General features: G+C 57.9%; 13 protein-coding genes, 1 tRNA gene and 3 pseudogenes. 9 read left to right on the forward strand and 8 right to left on the reverse strand.

The window, feature by feature from the left end; genetic code table 11:
• Positions 1-148 precede the first annotated feature (148 nt).
• The 6 genes and pseudogenes from D3Y57_RS12850 to D3Y57_RS12875 form a co-directional block, all read right to left on the reverse strand.
• Positions 149-820 (reverse strand): glutathione S-transferase family protein, encoded by a 672-nt coding sequence (locus tag D3Y57_RS12850; RefSeq protein ID WP_121153311.1) that lies wholly within the window; start codon positions 818-820, stop codon positions 149-151.
• 34 nt (positions 821-854) lie between these two features.
• Entirely contained in the window at positions 855-5,402 is a 4,548-nt protein-coding gene (gene gltB / locus D3Y57_RS12855; protein ID WP_121153312.1) for a glutamate synthase large subunit, read from the reverse strand.
• On the reverse strand, positions 5,399-6,115 hold the full coding sequence (locus D3Y57_RS12860) for a DUF2059 domain-containing protein (protein ID WP_162987104.1): 717 nt from the start codon (positions 6,113-6,115) through the stop codon (positions 5,399-5,401). The genes gltB and D3Y57_RS12860 overlap by 4 nt, the downstream gene beginning before the upstream one ends.
• On the reverse strand, positions 6,112-7,554 hold the full coding sequence (locus tag D3Y57_RS12865; protein WP_121153314.1) for an NAD(P)-dependent oxidoreductase: 1,443 nt from the start codon (positions 7,552-7,554) through the stop codon (positions 6,112-6,114). The genes D3Y57_RS12860 and D3Y57_RS12865 overlap by 4 nt, the downstream gene beginning before the upstream one ends.
• A gap of 151 nt (positions 7,555-7,705) precedes the next feature.
• Positions 7,706-8,502, reverse strand: a pseudogene (locus tag D3Y57_RS12870) (undecaprenyl-diphosphate phosphatase).
• Positions 8,502-9,434, reverse strand: a complete 933-nt coding sequence (locus D3Y57_RS12875; protein ID WP_121153315.1) for a complex I NDUFA9 subunit family protein — start codon at positions 9,432-9,434, stop codon at positions 8,502-8,504. Before D3Y57_RS12875 ends, D3Y57_RS12870 begins: the two are co-directional and overlap by 1 nt.
• A 112-nt stretch (positions 9,435-9,546) precedes the next feature.
• Here D3Y57_RS12875 and D3Y57_RS12880 point away from each other — a divergent pair.
• From D3Y57_RS12880 to tnpC, 6 genes are all read left to right on the forward strand, one after another.
• Positions 9,547-9,633 (forward strand) — tRNA-Leu (locus D3Y57_RS12880).
• A gap of 286 nt (positions 9,634-9,919) precedes the next feature.
• Complete coding sequence (locus D3Y57_RS12885; protein ID WP_162987105.1) at positions 9,920-11,185, forward strand: hypothetical protein; 1,266 nt, start codon at positions 9,920-9,922, stop codon at positions 11,183-11,185.
• A gap of 483 nt (positions 11,186-11,668) precedes the next feature.
• Positions 11,669-12,427 (forward strand): ParB N-terminal domain-containing protein, encoded by a 759-nt coding sequence (locus tag D3Y57_RS12895; RefSeq protein ID WP_121153318.1) that lies wholly within the window; start codon positions 11,669-11,671, stop codon positions 12,425-12,427.
• 178 nt (positions 12,428-12,605) lie between these two features.
• Positions 12,606-13,013, forward strand: coding sequence for a transposase (locus D3Y57_RS12900; RefSeq protein WP_121150514.1), 408 nt, complete (start codon positions 12,606-12,608; stop codon positions 13,011-13,013).
• A complete protein-coding gene (gene tnpB / locus D3Y57_RS12905) occupies positions 13,010-13,363 on the forward strand; it encodes an IS66 family insertion sequence element accessory protein TnpB (protein WP_121150512.1) in 354 nt (117 codons plus the stop codon). The genes D3Y57_RS12900 and tnpB overlap by 4 nt, the downstream gene beginning before the upstream one ends.
• Before the next feature lie 68 nt (positions 13,364-13,431).
• The gene (gene tnpC, locus D3Y57_RS12910; protein WP_121150510.1) at positions 13,432-14,994 is read left to right on the forward strand and encodes an IS66 family transposase; all 1,563 of its coding nucleotides are present in this window, start codon (positions 13,432-13,434) and stop codon (positions 14,992-14,994) included.
• 481 nt (positions 14,995-15,475) lie between these two features.
• Here tnpC and D3Y57_RS12915 read toward each other — a convergent pair whose 3' ends face one another.
• Together D3Y57_RS12915 and D3Y57_RS21150 are read right to left on the reverse strand one after the other, a co-directional pair.
• A complete protein-coding gene (locus D3Y57_RS12915) occupies positions 15,476-16,129 on the reverse strand; it encodes a recombinase family protein (RefSeq protein WP_121153319.1) in 654 nt (217 codons plus the stop codon).
• Between the two features lie 663 nt (positions 16,130-16,792).
• Entirely contained in the window at positions 16,793-16,927 is a 135-nt protein-coding gene (locus D3Y57_RS21150; protein ID WP_277873368.1) for a hypothetical protein, read from the reverse strand.
• A gap of 228 nt (positions 16,928-17,155) precedes the next feature.
• On the opposite strand from D3Y57_RS21150, the pseudogene D3Y57_RS21620 reads away from it, so the two are divergent.
• The 3 genes and pseudogenes from D3Y57_RS21620 to D3Y57_RS12925 form a co-directional block, all read left to right on the forward strand.
• Positions 17,156-17,281: pseudogene (locus tag D3Y57_RS21620) on the forward strand (Arm DNA-binding domain-containing protein); the annotation flags it as partial.
• 24 nt (positions 17,282-17,305) lie between these two features.
• A complete protein-coding gene (locus D3Y57_RS12920) occupies positions 17,306-18,241 on the forward strand; it encodes a tyrosine-type recombinase/integrase (protein ID WP_430739007.1) in 936 nt (311 codons plus the stop codon).
• Positions 18,242-18,324: 83 nt separating this feature from the next.
• A pseudogene (locus D3Y57_RS12925) lies at positions 18,325-19,135 on the forward strand (IS110 family RNA-guided transposase); the annotation flags it as partial.
• Positions 19,136-19,263: the final 128 nt, after the last annotated feature.

The following is a 19,263-nucleotide window of genomic DNA, read 5'->3' on the forward strand; positions in this document are numbered from 1 at the left end:
TGGATTTATTTCAGCGTGACGGTCTGTGGGATTAGAGCGTTTTCGAACCGGATGGAATCATCCGGTGACTCGGAAAACGCGTAAAATCAAAAGACTAGAGCAGCCGAACCGATGCAATCGGATCGGATACTGCTCTAGTTCAGAGCCTTCAAAAATCGACTTTGTCATAGTCGTCGGGCGGCGCGATTACACCCATCCGTTCGGCGAGCATCGGTCGAAAGCTGGGGCGTGATTTCAGCCCCGAATACCAGTTGCGCGTTTGTTCGTGGGCGCGCCAGTCAATGCCGCCGAGATAGTCCGCCACCGAAATATGCGCCGCCGCCGTCAGATCGGCGAGGCTGAGCGTCGCGCCAGCCAGCCAGTTGCGGTGGTCGAGCAGATAGTCCGCATAGTCGAGCATCCCGTTCGCGGCCTTCATCGCTTCGCGCAAGGCACCGGTATCGGGTGATGCACGGTGGACGAGGCGCTTCAGCATCCGCTCGTTCATCAACGGGTCGACGACCGCGCCATAGAATTGCTGGTCGAACCATGCGGTCAGCCGACGAATCTCGGCGCGGTTGATCGCGGTTCCCGAAATCATCGGGGCCTGTTCGACCGTTTCCTCGAAATACTCGCAGATCGCGACCGAATCGATCAGTGTGATGTTCTTCTCGCTCTCAACCATGACCGGCGTGCGGCCGGCGGGGTTCAGATCGACAAACTCATCCCTCCGCTCCCACGGATGCTCGCGAACGAGTTCATAGCCTACGCCTTTCTCGCCCAGCAGCAGCCGGACTTTGCGGGAAAAAGGACAGAGCGGGAATTGGTGGATGAGCCACATGGGCGGCCAGCTTTAACGCGACCGCCGCGAAATGCTACTCCGCGGCAACCGCAATTTCCGTATCATCGAGTGGGGAAGCCAGTCGCGTCAGCATTTCCTTCGGACAGACCTGCCAGAACGACCCGCGCCACCGCTCCCAATCGTCCAGAATCGCATTCGACCATTTGCTGTCGGTTGCGATTGCATGTTCGGCGATCAGGCCGCGTACCTTGGTTTCCCAATAGGTCGATGACAGCCGTTGCCAGACGATGCTGTCGCCATTGGCACGGCGCGTGAACGATCCGTCCTGGTCCAGCACGAATGCCATGCCGCCTGACATCCCCGCGCCGAAGTTCTCTCCGACGGTGCCGAGGATGACCGCAGCGCCGCCGGTCATATATTCGCAGCCATTGGCTCCACAGCCTTCGACTACGACATCGGCACCCGAGTTGCGGACGGCGAATCGTTCGCCCGCGCGACCTGCGGCAAACAATTTACCCGACGTCGCGCCGTACAGAACGGTGTTGCCGATGATCGTGTTGTGCTGGCTTTCGAGTGGGCTGGAAACCATCGGGCGCACCGTGATGATGCCGCCTGAAAGCCCCTTGCCGACGTAATCGTTCGCGTCGCCGAACACCTGAAGCGTGATGCCTTTGCACAGGAACGCGCCAAGCGACTGGCCTGCGCTGCCCCGCAAACGGACTTCGACATGGCCGTCGTTCAGCGCACTCATGCCATAAAGTGCCGTGATTTCGGCGGACAGCCGCGTGCCGACCGCGCGGTGCGTGTTGCGGACGGTATAGGTGAGCTGCATCTTTTCACGCCGCTCGAACACGGGCTTCGCATCGCGGAGGATTTGCGCGTCGAGGCTGTCGGGAACCTCGTTGCGATTGCCTTCGACATTATAGCGCCGCTGATCGTCTTCGGCATCGACCTTCGCAAGGATCGGGTTGAGATCGAGATCGTCGAGATGTTCGGCACCACGGCTGACCTGACGCAGCAATTCAGTGCGGCCGATCACTTCGTCGAGCGACTTCACGCCCAGTCGCGCAAGAATTTCGCGCACTTCCTCGGCGATGAAGGTCATCAGGTTGATGACTTTCTCGGGCGTACCGGTGAATTTCTTGCGAAGGCGCTCATCCTGAACGCAAATACCGACCGGACAAGTGTTCGAATGGCACTGACGCACCATGATGCACCCCATTGCAACGAGGCTGAGCGTGCCGATTCCGAACTCCTCGGCACCCAAAATCGCAGCAATAACAATGTCTCGCCCGGTTTTCAGGCCACCGTCAGTGCGCAACTTCACCCGGTGACGAAGACCGTTGAGGGTCAGCACTTGATTAACCTCGGACAGACCCATTTCCCACGGCGTACCTGCATATTTGATACTGGTTTGCGGTGAAGCGCCGGTGCCGCCGACATGGCCCGCGATCAAGATGACGTCGGCATGAGCCTTTGCCACACCAGCCGCGACGGTCCCGATGCCCGCCGAACTGACGAGCTTTACACAAACCCGTGCGCGGCGGTTGATCTGTTTCAGATCGTAGATGAGCTGCGCCAGATCCTCGATCGAATAAATGTCGTGATGCGGCGGCGGGGAGATCAACGAGACGCCGGGTGTAGCGTGGCGCAGCTTGGCGATGAACTCGGTGACCTTGAAACCCGGAAGCTGGCCGCCCTCGCCGGGCTTTGCGCCCTGTGCGACCTTGATCTCGATTTCCTCGCAAGCACCCAGATATTCGGCGGTGACGCCGAAACGTCCGCTGGCGATCTGCTTGATCGACGAGTTGGCATTGTCGCCATTGGGATAGGGTTTGAAGCGTTCGGACGATTCGCCGCCTTCGCCTGACACGGCTTTCGCGCCGATCCGGTTCATCGCGATGGCGAGCGTTTCATGTGCCTCGGGACTGAGTGCGCCGAGCGACATTCCCGGAGTTACGAAGCGTTTGCGGATTTCGGTAATCGCCTCGACATTGTCGATCGCGACCGCTTCCTTGGCATAATTGAATTCGAGCAGATCGCGCAGATAGACCGGCGGCAAATCGCGGACACCGCGCGCGAATTGCAAATAGGTCGAGTAACTGTCGGTGCCGACTGCGGTTTGCAGCAGGTGCATCAGTTGCGCGGAATAGGCATGAGCCTCTCCGCCCGCACGCTGGCGATAGAAGCCACCGATCGGAAGGGTCGCAACTGCGGCGTCGAACGCTTCTTCATGCCGTTCCGCCGCGTTGACATAGAGCGAAGCATAGCCTTCACCGGAAATCTTTGCAGGCATTCCGGGGAACAAATCGTTGACCAGCGCCCGGCTCAATCCAACGGCTTCAAAGTTGTAGCCGCCGCGATAGGAGGAGATCACAGCGATCCCCATTTTCGACATGATCTTTAACAAGCCATCGCCGATTGCGGTCTGGTGACGCTTCAACAATGTTTCGAGCGTCGTGTCGCCGAACAGACCACGCGCATGGCGATCCGCAATGGCGGCTTCAGACAAATAAGCGTTTACCGTGGTCGCGCCCACACCGATCAGCACGGCAAAATAGTGCGTGTCCAGGCATTCGGCCGAACGCACGTTTACGCTCGCATACGACCGCAATCCCTTGCGAACGAGGTGGGTGTGTACGGCAGCGGTGGCGATGACCATCTGGATTGCCAGCCGGTCTTCGGAAACATGCTCGTCGGTCAGGAAGATTTCGCTCTTCCCTTCACGAACCGCCTGTTCGGCGTCGGCCCGGACGCGGGCTATGGCGGCGCGCAGACCCTCTTGCCCCGAACCGAATTCATAGGTGCAGTCGATTTCGGCAACGGCTGGACCGAAATGTTCTTTCAGACGCAGCCATTCGCCACTGGTCAGCACTGGCGTATCCAGCACCAGCACCTGATCGCGCCCCGAATCCTGATCGAGAATGTTGGCGAGGTTTCCGAACCGCGTCTTCAGACTCATTACCTGCCGCTCACGTAGCGAATCGATCGGCGGATTGGTGACCTGGCTGAAATTCTGGCGGAAGAACTGGCTGATCAGGCGTGGCTTGTCGGAGATCACGGCGAGCGGCGTATCGTCGCCCATCGACCCGATGGCTTCCTTGCCGTCCTCTGCCATTGGCGACAGGATAAGCTCCATGTCCTCCATCGTTTGTCCGGCGGCAACCTGACGACGGATCAGCGCGGCGCGCGGATAATAGGCGACCTGTTCCTCAGCTTCGGGCAAGTCCGCAAACGTCAGAAAGTCACCGACCATGTCGGCATAAGGAGCCTCGGCAGCAAGCCGGTCCTTGATCGCGCGATCATCGTAGAGTTTGCCCTCTTCCAGATCGACGGCAATCATCTGGCCGGGGCCGAGCGCTCCCTTTGAAATCACAGTCGCTTCGGGAACGACGACCATCCCGGCCTCGGACCCGACGATCAGCAGATCATCGTTGGTGATCGTGAAACGCAGCGGCCGCAAAGCATTGCGGTCCAGCCCAGCCACTGCCCAGCGACCATCGGTCATGGCGAGAGCGGCGGGACCGTCCCACGGTTCCATCACGCTCGCAAGATATTCGTACATGCTGGCATGTTCGGGCGGCATGTCATGCTTGTCCTGCCACGCTTCGGGCACGAGCATGGTCTTGGCAGTCGGCGCATCGCGGCCCGAACGGGCGATCGTCTCGAACACAGCGTCCAGCGCAGCGGTGTCTGAGGCACCCGCTGGAATCACTGGCTTTATATCTTCGGAATGTTCGCCGAACGCGAGACTCGCCATGCGAATCTCATGGCTTTTCATCCAGTTCTTGTTGCCTCGGATCGTGTTGATTTCGCCGTTATGGGCCAGACAACGAAACGGCTGCGCCAACCACCACTGCGGAAACGTGTTGGTCGAATAACGCTGATGAAAAATTGCAACGCGCGACGTGAAGCGTTCATCGCAAAGATCGGGATAGAATACCGACAGGCTCTCAGCGAGGAAAAGCCCTTTATAAACAATCGACCGGCACGACAGAGAGCAGATGTAGAAGCCCGCAATCTGGGCCTCGATCACCTTCTTTTCGATGCGGCGACGAACGAGATACAGCGTTTTTTCGAACTCAACGATATCGGTGGTCGATGCGTTCGGCCCCGCGATCATGATCTGCTCGATTTCCGGCCGCGTCGCCTGTGCCTTTTGGCCGATAACCGACACATCGACAGGAACCTGACGCCAGCCATAGATCGCAAACCCGGCGTCGATGATTTCGCTCTCTACGATCGTGCGGCAGTTTTCCTGCGCACTAAGGTCAGTGCGCGGCAGAAAAACCATGCCAACGCCGAGCCAGCTATTGTCGATGGGTTTGTGGCCCGACGCGACAATGGCATCGGCAAAAAACGGCATCGGCAGATCGACGTGGATGCCCGCGCCATCACCCGTTTTGCCATCGGCATCGACGGCTCCGCGATGCCAGACTGCCTTCAGCGCATCGATCGCGGACGCCACGACGCGGCGGCTTGCGCGGCCATCGGTTGCTGCGACCAGTCCGACGCCACAGGCATCGGATTCAAAATCGGGGCGATACATTCCGACACGTGCAATGCGTTCGCGCTCGGATTCGGTGTGGGCGACATCGGCGGCTGCGGATTCAATGCTCATTTGTTCATCTTTCCGGGGTCAATCCCGAGCAGCTTGGCAAGCTGATTTCGTTCATTGGGGGTCAACTGGTCATACGTCTTCGGTTTCGGCAGACCCTCGGTCGCCTTTACGGCTCTGCTGAGGATATCTGGCATGGCGCGCATCATCTCGGGCATCATCGCCTGAATTTTCGTCATGACAGCGGGGTCGGTCATTAAGAACATCTGCTGAGACGCATAATCTTTACCAGTCGGAGTGCCGAAAAAAGCGGTGATTTCGTGAAGCTGGATTGGCGTGAAATGACCTGTGTAAGCCTCGGCAAGTCCCTGACGGATCGCAGGTTCCTGTTTTTCCATAACGTTCGTCAGTTCGGCGAACATTCCGTTCATCATGAGACGCATACGATCCCGATAAGCAGGATCGAGTATCTCCATGATCTCGCCCATCGTCGTCTTGTCGATACGGGCCAAGGTCGTTTGATCGACGCCCGCAACCTTTGCAAATTCGCGAATTGGCATGGTGCCAATTTGATCGGACATGCCGCTCATGATTTGCTGCAATGACCCAGTCATCAGCTTTCGATAAGAGCCGACGGGAAAAACCTTAGCCACGATCTCAAGCGCTTCGGGGGACGCCGTAATTTTAGGATTTACCTGAGCGGTGACGGGGGCAGCAGTAACGACCGAAGGCAGAGCGTAAGCCAGAATCGATAGAAATTTCAGGGTGGTTTTCACGCCGCCTTCCTCGTTGCCGCCGCCTTTTGCTTCAAATACCGGTGCATATGATCGCTGACGTCGCGGCCATCGCGGATCGCCCATACGACGAGGCTCGCCCCGCGCACGATGTCGCCGGCTGCAAACACGCCATCAAGGCTGGTCTGCATGGTCTTGTGATCGACGCGCAATGTGCCCCAGCGGGTTACGCCGAGGTCGGCCGAGCCGAACATCTTGGGCAAATCTTCTGCGTCGAAACCAAGCGCCTTGATTACAAGATCTGCTTCGAGGCGGAACTCGCTTCCCGGATCGGCCTCTGGCGCGCGGCGACCGGTTGCATCGGGTGTGCCGAGGCGCATTTTGGCAACGCGGACACCCGCAACCTGCTCGGTTCCGTCGAATGCCTCGGGTGCGGAGAGCCAGACGAATTCGACGCCTTCTTCTTCTGCGTTGGCCACTTCTCGCTGCGATCCCGGCATATTGGCGCGGTCGCGACGGTACAGGCATTTTACCGATTTCGCGCCTTGGCGAACGGCAGTTCGGACGCAATCCATCGCGGTGTCGCCACCACCGATAACGACGACATTCTTGCCCGCCGCGTTTAATCCACCGTCGTCGAATTCGGGCACAGCGTCGCCAAAGCCCTTGCGGTTCGATGCGATCAGAAAATCAAGCGATTCCACGACACCGGGAGCGCCGACACCGGGAGCCTTGATCCCCCGCGCCTTGTAAACACCGGTTGCTATTAAGATGGCATCATGTTTCGCGCGCAACTCATCGAGTTTCGCATCGCGGCCGACCTCGAAGTTTTCATGGATTACGATGCCGCCTGCCTTCAGTCGGTCGACCCGCCGCATGACGACGTGCTTTTCCAGTTTGAAGCCGGGAATGCCATAGGTGAGCAGGCCACCCGCCCGGTCGTGCCGGTCGTAAACATGCACGTCATAGCCTGCGACCCGCATATATTCGGCGGTCGCGAGGCCGGCTGGCCCTGCGCCGATAATACCGATCGACTGGCCCCGTGACGGGCCGGGAACGATAGGCTCAACCCAACCCTCTTCCCAAGCGGTGTCGGTGATGAACTTTTCGACCGAGCCGATGGTGACCGCGCCGTGACCTGAAAACTCGATGACACAATTGCCTTCGCAAAGGCGATCCTGCGGACAGATTCGCCCGCATATTTCGGGCATCGTCGAGGTGCTGTTCGACAGTTCATAGGCTTCGCGCAGCCGTCCTTCGGCCGTCAGTCGCAGCCAGTCCGGAATATGATTGTGGAGCGGGCAATGCACCGAGCAATAGGGAACGCCGCACTGTGAACAGCGCGCGGATTGCTCCTCGGCATTCGGCACCGCATATTTTTCGGCGATTTCACGGAAGTCTTCCGCACGCAAAGGGGCGCTGCGTTTTTCAGGGTAAACCTGCGCTGCATCTACAAACTTCAACATCGGGTTATCGGCCATGTGCCCTCCACACCGCCAATTGACTCATTTTGACACTGGAGTCACGCAAAATCCCGCAAATAGTTCAGCTATGCTGACCTAATAACTCGCCAAATCACGCTTGATCGTTCATTTCATCCAGTTAAGCGCCCGAGATTATACCGATACGGACCTACTTTTGCAGCAGCCAGATCAAGGCGATCGTTCCAACCACGATTCGATACCATGCAAATGGTGCAAATCCGTGCCGGGTTACGATCGTCAGAAAGGCTCGAATGACGACAATCGCTACAATGAACGAAACTACAAACCCAATGCCGATCGCCGTCCAGTCGTTGCTGCTGGCGACGTGCCGGGACTCCCACAGTTCTTTCGCGCTCGCGGCGATCATGACCGGGACGGCTAGAAAGAAGCTATATTCAGCGGCAGTCTTGCGATCGACGCCAAGCGACAGTCCGCCCATGATCGTGGCTCCTGAGCGACTGACGCCCGGAATCATCGATAAACACTGAGCGAAGCCAACGCCGAGCGCAGTCTTCCACGGCATCGTCTCGACGCTGGTGACAGTGACACGCTTGGCCATTCGCTCGATGATGAGGATAGCGATCCCCCAACGATCAGCGCAACGGCTACGATTACGGGCTTTTCGAGCATGGCCTTGATCGCTTTGTAGGCGAGGGCACCAATCACCAACGCCGGCAGAAAACCAAGAAAGATATTACGCGTGAAGGCAATTGCGCCTTGATCGCGCCGCATCAGACCGCCAGCTACTGCCGTAAATCGCCCGAAATAGAGCACGACCACCGCCAGAATCGCCCCCAGCTGGATAACGATATCGAATGTTCCCGACTGGCTTCCCCGAAAACCGAGCAACTCACCTGCAAGGATCAGATGGCCGGTCGATGAGACGGGCAGGAATTCGGTAAGCCCTTCGACAATGCCGAGAATAATAATCGTTAACAGCGACATCAGGCGGTTTTTCCAGCAAAGCGACCATGACGGCGATACTGGACGAGCCAACCATCCGCTACCGCTTCGAGCGGCGTCGGGGGAATGCCCATCGCTTGCAATCCATTGGTTCCGGTCACAACATTATCCGACTGCAGCATCAGCCACTGATCCTTCGTCATTGGGGCGCCCGGCAGCCAACCGATCGTGCGCACCATCAGATGTGAAATCGCATCGGGCATTTCTATCAATGGCGCTCCCCGCCCGATCGCAGACCCTATCCAGCGATTGAGTTCGGTCATCGACAAAATCTCTGGGCCACCGATGTCATAGGTTTTGCCCGAATACAGCGTGGGATCGGCAAGCGCCGCAACCACTGCTTTGGCGACGTCCCCGACGTAAATGGGCTGAAATTTCACGGCACCCCGAATAACCGGCACCACTGGAAGCGCCCGAATCAGGTCGGCAAAGCGATTGACGAACTGATCTTCGCGTCCAAACACAATCGACGGGCGCAAGATCGTTGCGGCCGGGAAAGCGGCGCAAACCGCATCCTCTCCCTCGCCTTTCGACCGCCCATAGGCCGACTGACTCTTCGGGTCGGCACCGATAGCCGATATGTGGACAAGCGATTTCACGCCAGCGCCAGCCGCAGCAGTCGCGACATTGCGAGCGCCATCCACGTGGAAACCCTGGAAGTCGCCTTTCAATATGCCGACGAGATTAACGACGGCGTCGGTTCCCGCGACGGCGCGGGTAATGGTGTCGGCTTTGCGAACATCCCCGGACGCAAACTGAATCTGGCCAAGGCCGCTCTGTGTTTTAAGGAACCAGCCGTCGCGGCCGTCGCGGGCCACGACGCGAACGCGCGCGCCTTCTTGCAGTAGAGCCTGAACGACATAGCGGCCCAGAAAGCCGCTGCCGCCGATCACGCAAACCAAACGGTCTTTCATCGTCAATGCCTCTTCAAATGTTCCGATCGCCCTACTCGCGACGCCCGCGCATTGACAAGGCCTCGAACCCACCGCTAAGCGCGCCGCCTACCTTGTTGTATTCGATCTCTGTGCCCAGATGGCGGAATTGGTAGACGCACCAGCTTCAGGTGCTGGCGATCGCAAGGTCGTGGAGGTTCGAGTCCTCTTCTGGGCACCAAGAGACACCTAAGCACTTGAAACTGCTTAGAAACGGCTGATAACCGTCCTTCTAGTTTGCTCCGACGATACAAAGTGCCGCTACAAACGGCCCGTTGGAGAATGACAATGAGAGCAGCGGCTGTGAAGTATCTCCAACGCCACCCGTAGCGGGTAGACTTATTTTCAGGCGAGCATTTCCAGATAGATTGCGCCCGTTCATCCCCGGCAACCCCCGCGAGCTAGTCCGTACTCTTGACGCAAAGCTCATAGGCGAGCCGGGAGCGTTGGACCGCTACACGGCTGCAATGGATGAATACGCACGGCTGGCAACACTCGCCGCCAAGGCTTTCGTCGATCTCTTCGACCCTCTCGACAACCCGACGATAGCCTATCTCGCTGAGACATTCCGAGCCGAAAGCCTAGCTGGCGACGAAGCGGGACGTTGGGATACAGATGAGCGCGAGCTACACGCCACCCTCGCCAAGACACCGGGCATTACCTCTCGGTTCAAAGGCGAGGAACGCCAGCGTTGGTCCATCAAGCGACGGGAGACGCTAGAGGCATCGGAAGCCCACAACGCCTCCCTAATCGCTACAGGGGATATGGAAGGCATACGGGAGCTATGGGCTTGGGAAGCTAACGAGTTCGCTACAGCGCGAGGTTATCGCTTCGACACAAGCGCCCCCGCCTTCGACACCCTATGCCGCGCGATTGCTGAGGCATCCCTTTCCGCCAGCCGTGACGCCTTCGCTCGCCTCGACGGCCAAACAGTCCCCACGCCTCAAGAGTCTGAGAAGCCCACACGGCTGGCAAGTCCCCCGCCCGTCGCCAGCAGCAACGCCTCCTTTGAACAGATTGTAGAAGAGGTAATCACCAACACCCGCATAGGGACCGGCAACGCTACAATGGAGACCACCCGCACGGCCCTACGCTACTTCCGTGAGGCATACGGGAAGGACATTGCACCACCAGCGATCACACGCAGCCATGTCTCCGATTGGTTAGACTTGCTCGCTCAACGACCCTCAAGGCTTCCCAAGAGCGACCTTCGTTTGACCCTCGCTGCATTGGCTGAGAAATACGCAGACCAGCCGCAAGTCCCCCGGCTCAAGGGCAAGACCATCAATCAGAGCCTCAATGCCCTCTCAGCCGTATGGCGCAAGGGACAAGCAATAGGGAAAATCAGAGACGGCGATAACAACCCCTTCGCCCGTCATATCGTTAAGGTCGCCCCCGCTCCCGAAAGCCCCAAAGAGTTCAGCATTGCCGAGCTACAGACAATCTTTGCGCTTCCCATATTCACGGCTGGAGAACGACCCCAAGGCGGCAAGGGGGGCGCTTCCTACTGGATACCCTGCTACTGCTATGGACCGGCGCACGTCCTGAGGAAATCGCCCAACTTACCGTATCCGATGTACGCCACAACCCCGCTACAGACCGTTGGCTGCTACGGATCACAGACGAGGGACCCCACGCTCATAAAGGCGCTAGGAGCCTCAAGACCTCACGTTCCGGTACTGGACGCCGTGAGTTCCCCATACCGCCGCACCTGCTTGCGATGGGCCTCCTAGCGTATATCGACGCCCTGAAGGCATCAGGTGAAACAGCCATGTTCCCGGACCTCCGCGTCAAAGGAGCGCGTGGCACATTGTTCCCTGGGTATGGAGAATGGTGGGGACGTTACCTAAAGGCTCACAACGCTTTCCCCCAAGGTGAAGGACGCAAACAGTCGCGTGAGTTCCGCCATCATTGGACAACGGCTGGACGCCGCTCTGGACTGAGCGAGAGCGCCCTTGAATATATCCAAGGCCACAGCACGGCAAACAAATCAGCAAACGCAGGGTACGGCCAACGCGCCCCGTTAGGTTACGAGATAGACAAGCTGGAGTTTGCAGGACTGGACCTGAGTGACGTGAGGCCGTGGTGTTGATCCCGAGTGTTTGAACGCTGAGTCCATTCGTGCGATGGGATTACCCCTGTATGTCAACTTTTACAGTTCGTTTCACTAAGCCATTGATTAAGTTCAATGCAATCAATCCTAAAGGTTTCCCTAGTTGCCCGACGCCAGCGCCACATACCAATGGACAACGACACCGCTCAGCATCGCGACCATAAGAGTTGAGAGAGAACTACAGGGCCGCGTAAAGACAGATGAAGTCACCGTGCGTCGCTATGCCGACGATATGGCGAAGGGCGACACTTTCCCCTCGATCCAAGTCGCGAAAGTCAAGCGCAGCTATTACGTGGTTGACGGTTTCCACCGACTAGAGGCCGCTCGCTCCCTAGGCCATCAAACGATTGTGGCTGACGTTTCAACAATGACGCAGACCGAAGCGACAATGTTTGCGATCAACAGCAATCGAACGCACGGCCTCACCCCCAAGCCAGCTGACAAGCGCCGCTCTTTCAGCCTCTACGTTGCGACTGGACTACACCTGTTACCCAATGGCCGCCTTAAGTCGTCCCGCATGATAGCAGATGAACTGAGCAATCTCGTCTCACACACCTCAGTCCGAAAGTACCTCAAGGCCGAAGGTGTTCACGTCGCCGACCTTCACGACGATGATACCGAATACAAGGCTTGGGATCACGGTCAGGACGACATGAGCGACGAAGAGAAGGAGGACGAGGCTCTGGGGCTGATACGCCACCTTTGGACCCTCTTCGAGACGACAGAGGACCGAAAGCACCAAGAGGTTATCCGAAATGCCCTAGGCCCGTTGTATGAGCGCATGGGGCAAGAGTTGGAAGGAACAGATTACGCTCCGATACTCAACGCCACCTTCAGCCGTGCAGACACTCTAGAAATCTGACAGAGGAGTTCCTGCCTACTCAGGACCCCCGTAGCGGAGGGTAGCAACCCAAAGGCCAAGGCCCTCCGCCGTAACGTCCTAAGCCGCTAGCGGGACTTTCGTAAGCGCCAAATCTCCCCCACATATCGGCGATCCGTGATCTGAGTATGCTTAGCCTCCTCATGTGAGGGGAAGCTTGGTGTCAGGTATCGAAACAACATTCGAAACGACTTTCGAAAGCAAGGGTGGCCGCCGTCCTCAACGGATGGACGTGATCCCGGCGGGTGCGGCACGCCGGATGTGGGCACCCGACGCCAAGGCGCGGATCGTCGAGGAGAGTTTTGTCGCTGGTGCCAATATCGCGGCGATCGCGCGCGCCAACGACCTTTTACCCCAGCAGCTTTATGCGTGGCGGCACACAGTGTTGAAGGCGCGTGAGATGGCGTTTGTGCCGGTGGTTGTTGACGAGCCCGGCCCGCCGCTGTCGTCCGTATCAACCGTCGCAGAGGTTATCATCCATGCGGGGACGATGACGATCCACGTTCCTGATAATGTCACGGTCGCGCATATCGAGCGCGTTCTTACTGCGATGAGGCAGATGACGTGATCCTCCCACCGGGACCACTCAAGGTGATGGTTGCGACCAAGCCGGTCGACTTCAGGAAGGGAGCCGTCAGCCTTGCAGCGCTCGTCGAGAATGAGCTTGGCCTCAAGCCGTTCTCGGGCGTGGCATATATCTTCCGGTCGAAGCGCGCGAACCGGATCAAGCTGCTGGTCTGGGACGGCACGGGCCTGGTGCTGGTGAGCAAGGTTCTCCAGACCGGCGGCTTCTGCTGGCCGCGAGCTGGCGACGGCGTGATGCGGCTGACGCCAAGCCAGGCATCGGCGTTGTTCGAGGGTCTGCAATGGACCCGAATGCATGAGGTCCGGGTGCAGAAACCGCAGGTTGCGCAGTAGGTCGCACGCCTGAATCTGCTCGTCGAAATGACGGTTGCGACGCCGGAAAAACATGCCAGAAATAGTCCATGTCTGCGAGCGAAGCCGACCTTCCCGACGATGTCGTGGTCCTCAAGGCGATGGTGATCGCGGGGCTCGAACGCGAGGCGCGGATGCAGCATCTGCTCGATCAGCTGAAGCGGGCAACGTTCGGCAAACGCTCTGAAAAGCTCAGCGCCGATCAACTGGCACTGGCGCTCGAGGACATCGAAGTTGCGCAGGCCGAGTTGCTGGCGCTCGCCGAGCAGTCGCCGGTCGGGCCGAAGGCCGAGAAGAAGCGCAAGGAAACGACCGAACGTGCTTCGCTGCCAGCACATCTGCCCCGGATCCGCGAAGTAATCATGCCGGTTGAAACCGAATGTCCGTGCTGCGGCGGTGCGCTGCACTGTATTGATGAGGATGTCGCCAGTCGGCTCGATGTCATCCCCGTCCGGTATCGGGTGATCGTAACGGTGCGTCCGAAGATGGCGTGCCGCACATGCAGCGACGGCGTGTTCCAGGCCCCTGCACCAAAGCATGTCGTGCCGGGCGGCCTTCCAACCGAGGCGCTGCTCGCCGACGTGATCGTCAGGAAATACGCCGACCATGGTCCGTTTTACCGGCAGGCACAGGCACTGCGTCGCCAGGGCATCCAGATCGATCGCGGTACGATGTGCAACTGGTCGGGGCGTAGTGCCGCGTGGCTCGGGCGGATCACCCGGCGCATGAAGGCTGAACTGCTGTCGGGCGACCGGCTCTTTGTCGATGAGACCACTGCGCGGGTGCTGGCACCGGGCACGGGCAAGACAAAGACCGGCTATTTATGGGCGATCGCCCGCGACGACCGTGCTCATGGCGGGACCGATCCGCCGGCCGTGGTCTACAGCTACATGCCGGGGCGCGGCAAAGTCTGGGCCGCGCAGTTGCTCGGCAGCTATCACGGCATCGTCCAGTGCGACGGTTATGGGGCTTATAAGCATATCGAGGCCTCCGATCGTGCCGGTGGCGCGGGAAAGCTCGCCTTTTGTTGGGCGCACGTGCGGCGCGGCTTCTTCGACGCGACAAAAGGCGGCAACGCACCGGTGGCCGATGAGGCGCTGCGCCAGATCGCCCGTCTGTACGCCATCGAGGCCAAAATCCGGGGATCAGACCACGAGCATCGCCGCGCAATCCGTCGGGCTGAATCCGCACCTCTGGTCACGGCGATGAAGCTCTGGATGAAAGACATGCTGCCCAGGCTACCAAGAGGCTCCGGAACGGCAGGCGCAATCGGCTATGCGCTCAATCACTGGAATGGCCTCAATCGCTTCCTCGACGACGGTCGCATCGAGCTCGACAACAATACCGTCGAGCGTTCGATGCGACCGATAGCTCTGCAGAGAAAAAATGCGCTTTTTGCTGGGCACGACCTCGGTGCCGAAAACTGGGCCATCATCGCCAGCCTCGTGGAAACCTGCAAGCTCAACGCCATCGATCCGCAAGCCTATCTGACTGACGTTCTTGGCCGCATCATCCACCGCAGCGACGGCGACCCCATCGATGATCTGCTGCCGTATAACTGGACCGACAGCCGCACCGCGAACCTGCCTAACGTCACCGCGCAAGCCGCATAACCAAACCCCGTGGGGATGATTTAGCGCTTACGGACTTTCAGGGCCACCATACGGTTATACGCCTCCGTCAACTGTAGGTCGCTGACGACCACACGGTGCAGCTTGGGAACCTCAAGCCCTTAAGTTTCCAACTGAGAAAATACATGAACTCCTACGTCCATAGTATCCAAGGTCACGGCCTCAATACCATCGACACGCGAGTCAATATCATAAGACATACATAGCTCGCTCCTATTGGCGTAAGCGCCGTCGCCATTAGGTCATAGCAACCTCAGTGGATCAAGAAGATTAAACTCCATAATAGACGATGGTCATCAATCGGAAACAGTCTAATATCATGTAGGATACTACAGACTATTTATCGTTACAGACAATAGTCCAACCACAGACTGGCCGAAATTATATCGGACATATCGTCCAACACTATCTGATGCATGCGAAATAATATTGCGCGAGATAACATAAGTTGTTCGGCCTTAGATTAAGCCAAGACTCTCGCCACCTGAGTTGCCGTCCACTCCCCGCCCCTCCGTGTCTGCACGCCACGTTCATTCAACCTACGCGCAATGCCACCAAGGCTCACGATACCTTCCGCCTTCACGTCCTCTACAGCCACCCGGACACGATCATTAAATTGTCCCGCAGCCCTTTGACGCGCCTCCAGCCCCAAAGACGGATCGACCTTAACGCCGTTCGCCCTCCAGCCCCCAAGGATCACGCCACGCGCCTTCGCAGCAGCCAACGCCGCCTTCGTCCGGTCAGAGATACGCTTGCGCTCGTTTTCATCAACGGCAGCGATAATGTGTATCGTCATGCGTGAGGCGTCAGGCATATCACAGGCGGTAAACTCGACACCTGCGTCCATAAGCTGAGATACAAAGGCGACATTGCGAGCAAGCCGGTCCAGCTTCGCCACAAGCAGCTTAGCCCCCGTCAGCCGTGCATGGGCCAACGCCTTCGCCAACTCAGGGCGATCATTGCGCTTCCCACTCTCCATCTCACGGTAAAGAGGAACTAGCAGCCGGTCCCCCGCGCCCATGAAGCGCCGTATAGCTTCCTCTTGTGCCTCCAGCCCCAAGCCCGAACGCCCCTGCTCCGCAGTCGATACCCGGATATAGCCAACATAATCAGTCATCGCGCATATCTCTTACGTTTCAAGCATCGGTCATTGACTGAAATGTAACAGGCTAGGCAAGCCAATGCTACCGCCAATTCGCCTCCCCATTCAGCACCCCTAATGGCGCACAGATATCAGAGTAAATTAGAAACACAGACTGACGCCGCATCCTTAGTCCTTGGCTCTTTCGTCGACCAAGATAAGCGATAGGAGTAATGAACGGGTCCCCTATCATTTGGGGCGTAATAGTTTCTTTTGGCTCTCAGGGCTGCTTCAAAATCACCGCTTAAACCAACGCCCACAGTTGTTAAGCGTAGCGCCCGTCTCTCAGCAGCATTGAGCGGTCCCCGAGTTAATCAGGTATCGCCCGACCAATAATGATAACTGCCACCATAAAAATAATAAACCAAACAGGTATGAACATTTCAGCGCCCCCCGATTATCCTGTGCTCTAACTCTAAGGGCAACATGGAAGGAAACAATGACAATGACTTTATTGGCAGGGAGCCAGCACACGACCAGCACAGAGCTATGGTTCGAGTCCTAAACGCGGACTCACATGCTTGCAGACGATACAAAGCACCGCTACAGAACACCCACCGAGCAAGCTAGAATATGACGCAAATCTGCCGTTTATTCGTCCACATGGCCCCGTCCTCTTCTGGGCACCAGAGAAACTTTTCAAAACATCCCAAAACTATCGACAAAACGGCAGAAATCTGCCATTTTATCCTTGTTCTTGTCCAAGGTTGTTTCAACAGATTTCAGCAAATCCCGCAAAAAACGGGCCATAAATTGGGCCACAAAACGGGCCATCTTGGCCTTATCGTTTTTCGATGGCCCGTTTTACGGGAATCGAAGCTGCTGAGTTCATCGAATCCGCCCCGCTCAAGAATGTTTTGGATGGGAGAAAAGGTCATGCCTTTGACTGATTCACAGATTCGTAGGCTCAAACCACGGGACCGAACTTATAAATGCACTGATGGGTATGGCCTTTATCTGGAGGTCAGTCCGAGTGGATCAAAACTCTGACGTTTTAAGTACACTCACCTCGGTAAAGAAAAGCGCATCGCCCTGGGGCGGTATCCTGAAATCGGACTGGCGGCGGCTCGACGAAAACGATATGAGGCTAAACTTAAATTAGCGGATGGCAATGATCCACTTGCTGAGCGCAAGCAGGAAAAGCTGTTAGCGTTGTACAAGGCTGCCAACAGCTTTGGGGACGTCGCGCGCGAATATATCAAAAAAATGAGCGCTGAAGGTAAGGCTGAGGCGGCGACGACCAAGGCCAACTGGCTTCTCGAGCAGTTGAATCCGATGGCGAACCGGGCAATCGCAGATCTCAAGCCGGTGGAAGTGCTGGCCACCCTCAAACGCATTGAAGCTAAGGGCAAATATGAAACGGCACGCCGCGCACGCTCGTTCGCGAGCCGCGTTTTTCGCTACGGGGTAGCGACCGGTCGAGCCGAAAATGACCCTACGGCGATATTACGTGGAGCATTAATCACGCCCAAGGTCAAACACCACGGTGCTCTTCTTGATCCGACGGCGGTGGGCGATCTTCTCAGGGCGATTGACGGCTATTCGGGCCATTTGGTCACGCGAATAGCACTGAGGGTGTCGCCTCACCTCATGGCCCGGCCGGGTGAACTCCGACAGGCTAAGTGGAATGAATTCGATCTGGCTAACGCGGTCTGGAAAATTCCTGCCGAGCGCATGAAGATGCGTAAGCCGCATACGGTGCCGCTCTCGCGACAGGTCAAGACGGATCTTGAAGAATTATTCGCTCTCACCGGACCAACGGGATTCGTATTCCCGGCTTTTCACACCTCGCTCCGCCCGCTTAGCGAAAACACGATCAACCAGTGCTTTCGACGCATGGGTTACGGCGTGGGCGAGATTACGGCTCACGGTTTGCGAAGCACAGCGTCAACATTGCTTAACGAAAGCGGGAAATGGAGCGCCGATGCCATCGAGCGATCACTCGCACACGCCGACCACGATGCCGTCCGAGGCATCTACAATCGTGGTCATTATTGGGAGGAACGCGTCGCCATGCATCAATGGTGGAGCGATTATTTGAGCGACCTTAGAGACAACGCGAAACGCGACCAACATCTGGATTCCTAAATGGCTACTAGACCCCGTCCTTGCAAAGCCAATTCTTGCGACCTGCCCTCTACGATTGACATGAACCCCGTTGATCAGCCGCGCAGCTGGTGAAGGCATACGTCAAGCGCGGCAAAAACGACGCAGCGCCGAGGCCCTGTGTGAGGCGATGAGTCGCCCCACCATGCGGTTCGTGCCGGTGAAGACGGCCGATCAGTACGCCGTGCTAATGCTGATGGGTGTGCGTGACCGGTTGATCCGCAACCAGACGCAGCTCTCGAACGCAATCCGTGGCTTTGCTGCAGAGTTCGGCGTAACGGCCGCCAGGGGTATCGATCATCTGAGTCGATTGCTCGATCGGCTACAAGCCGACAACGGTCTTCCTTTATTGGCCCGCGAATTGTTCGCGACGCACGCAACGGAATATAATCAGCTCCAGACAAAGATCGCTGAGGTCGATGCCAAGCAGGCGGCCTGGCAGAAGACCGAGCCACGCTGCCATCGCCTGGCGAAGATCCCGGCATAGCCGCAATCGGCGCCGCCTTGCTCGTGATGAAGACCCCCGCACCGGAGAGGTTCGCCTCGGGGCGCCAGTTCGCTGCCTGGATCGGGCTGACGCCTAAAGATCACTCCACTGCGGGCAAGGTCAGGCATGGCGGCATTACCCGCGCAGGCGACGAGAGTTTGCGCAGCGTCCTCGTGACGGGCGCCACAGCCGTCGTCAGGCACGTCGCAGCGGGCACCAGCAAGAACGCTTTCGCGCCTTGGGTTGAACAGTTGCTCAGGCGCAAGGCGCCCAAGCTCGTCGCCGTTGCCCTTGCCAACAAGATGGCTCGCATAGCTTGGAAGCTGATGGTCAGCGGCCAAAGCTACGCTGGCAAGGCTACACCGGTCGAGATGGCCGTCGCCGCATAGAGATCAGCCAGCGTGGGGAGCAAAGAGATGCAACCGCGCTGAGCCGATGCCAGAACTTGCAAGGGAAAAGCAGATGGTGTGATCGATCGATCCCGACGTAGGAAAATCCGGTAGCCCCAATGGCCTTC

Source organism: Sphingomonas paeninsulae (assembly GCF_003660165.1).
Classification (GTDB): domain Bacteria; phylum Pseudomonadota; class Alphaproteobacteria; order Sphingomonadales; family Sphingomonadaceae; genus Sphingomonas_O; species Sphingomonas_O paeninsulae.

What these genes read in the sequence shown, in the direction of transcription:
- D3Y57_RS12850 (WP_121153311.1), bottom strand. Translation starts at nt 820, where the DNA reads ATGTGGCTCATCCACCAATTCCCGCTCTGTCCTTTTTCCCGCAAAGTC.
- D3Y57_RS21150 (WP_277873368.1), bottom strand. Translation starts at nt 16,927, where the DNA reads ATGGCCCGTTTTGTGGCCCAATTTATGGCCCGTTTTTTGCGGGATTTG.
- gltB (WP_121153312.1), bottom strand. Translation starts at nt 5,402, where the DNA reads ATGAGCATTGAATCCGCAGCCGCCGATGTCGCCCACACCGAATCCGAG.
- D3Y57_RS12885 (WP_162987105.1), top strand. Translation starts at nt 9,920, where the DNA reads ATGGATGAATACGCACGGCTGGCAACACTCGCCGCCAAGGCTTTCGTC.
- D3Y57_RS12915 (WP_121153319.1), bottom strand. Translation starts at nt 16,129, where the DNA reads ATGACTGATTATGTTGGCTATATCCGGGTATCGACTGCGGAGCAGGGG.
- D3Y57_RS12875 (WP_121153315.1), bottom strand. Translation starts at nt 9,434, where the DNA reads ATGAAAGACCGTTTGGTTTGCGTGATCGGCGGCAGCGGCTTTCTGGGC.
- tnpC (WP_121150510.1), top strand. Translation starts at nt 13,432, where the DNA reads ATGTCTGCGAGCGAAGCCGACCTTCCCGACGATGTCGTGGTCCTCAAG.
- D3Y57_RS12865 (WP_121153314.1), bottom strand. Translation starts at nt 7,554, where the DNA reads ATGGCCGATAACCCGATGTTGAAGTTTGTAGATGCAGCGCAGGTTTAC.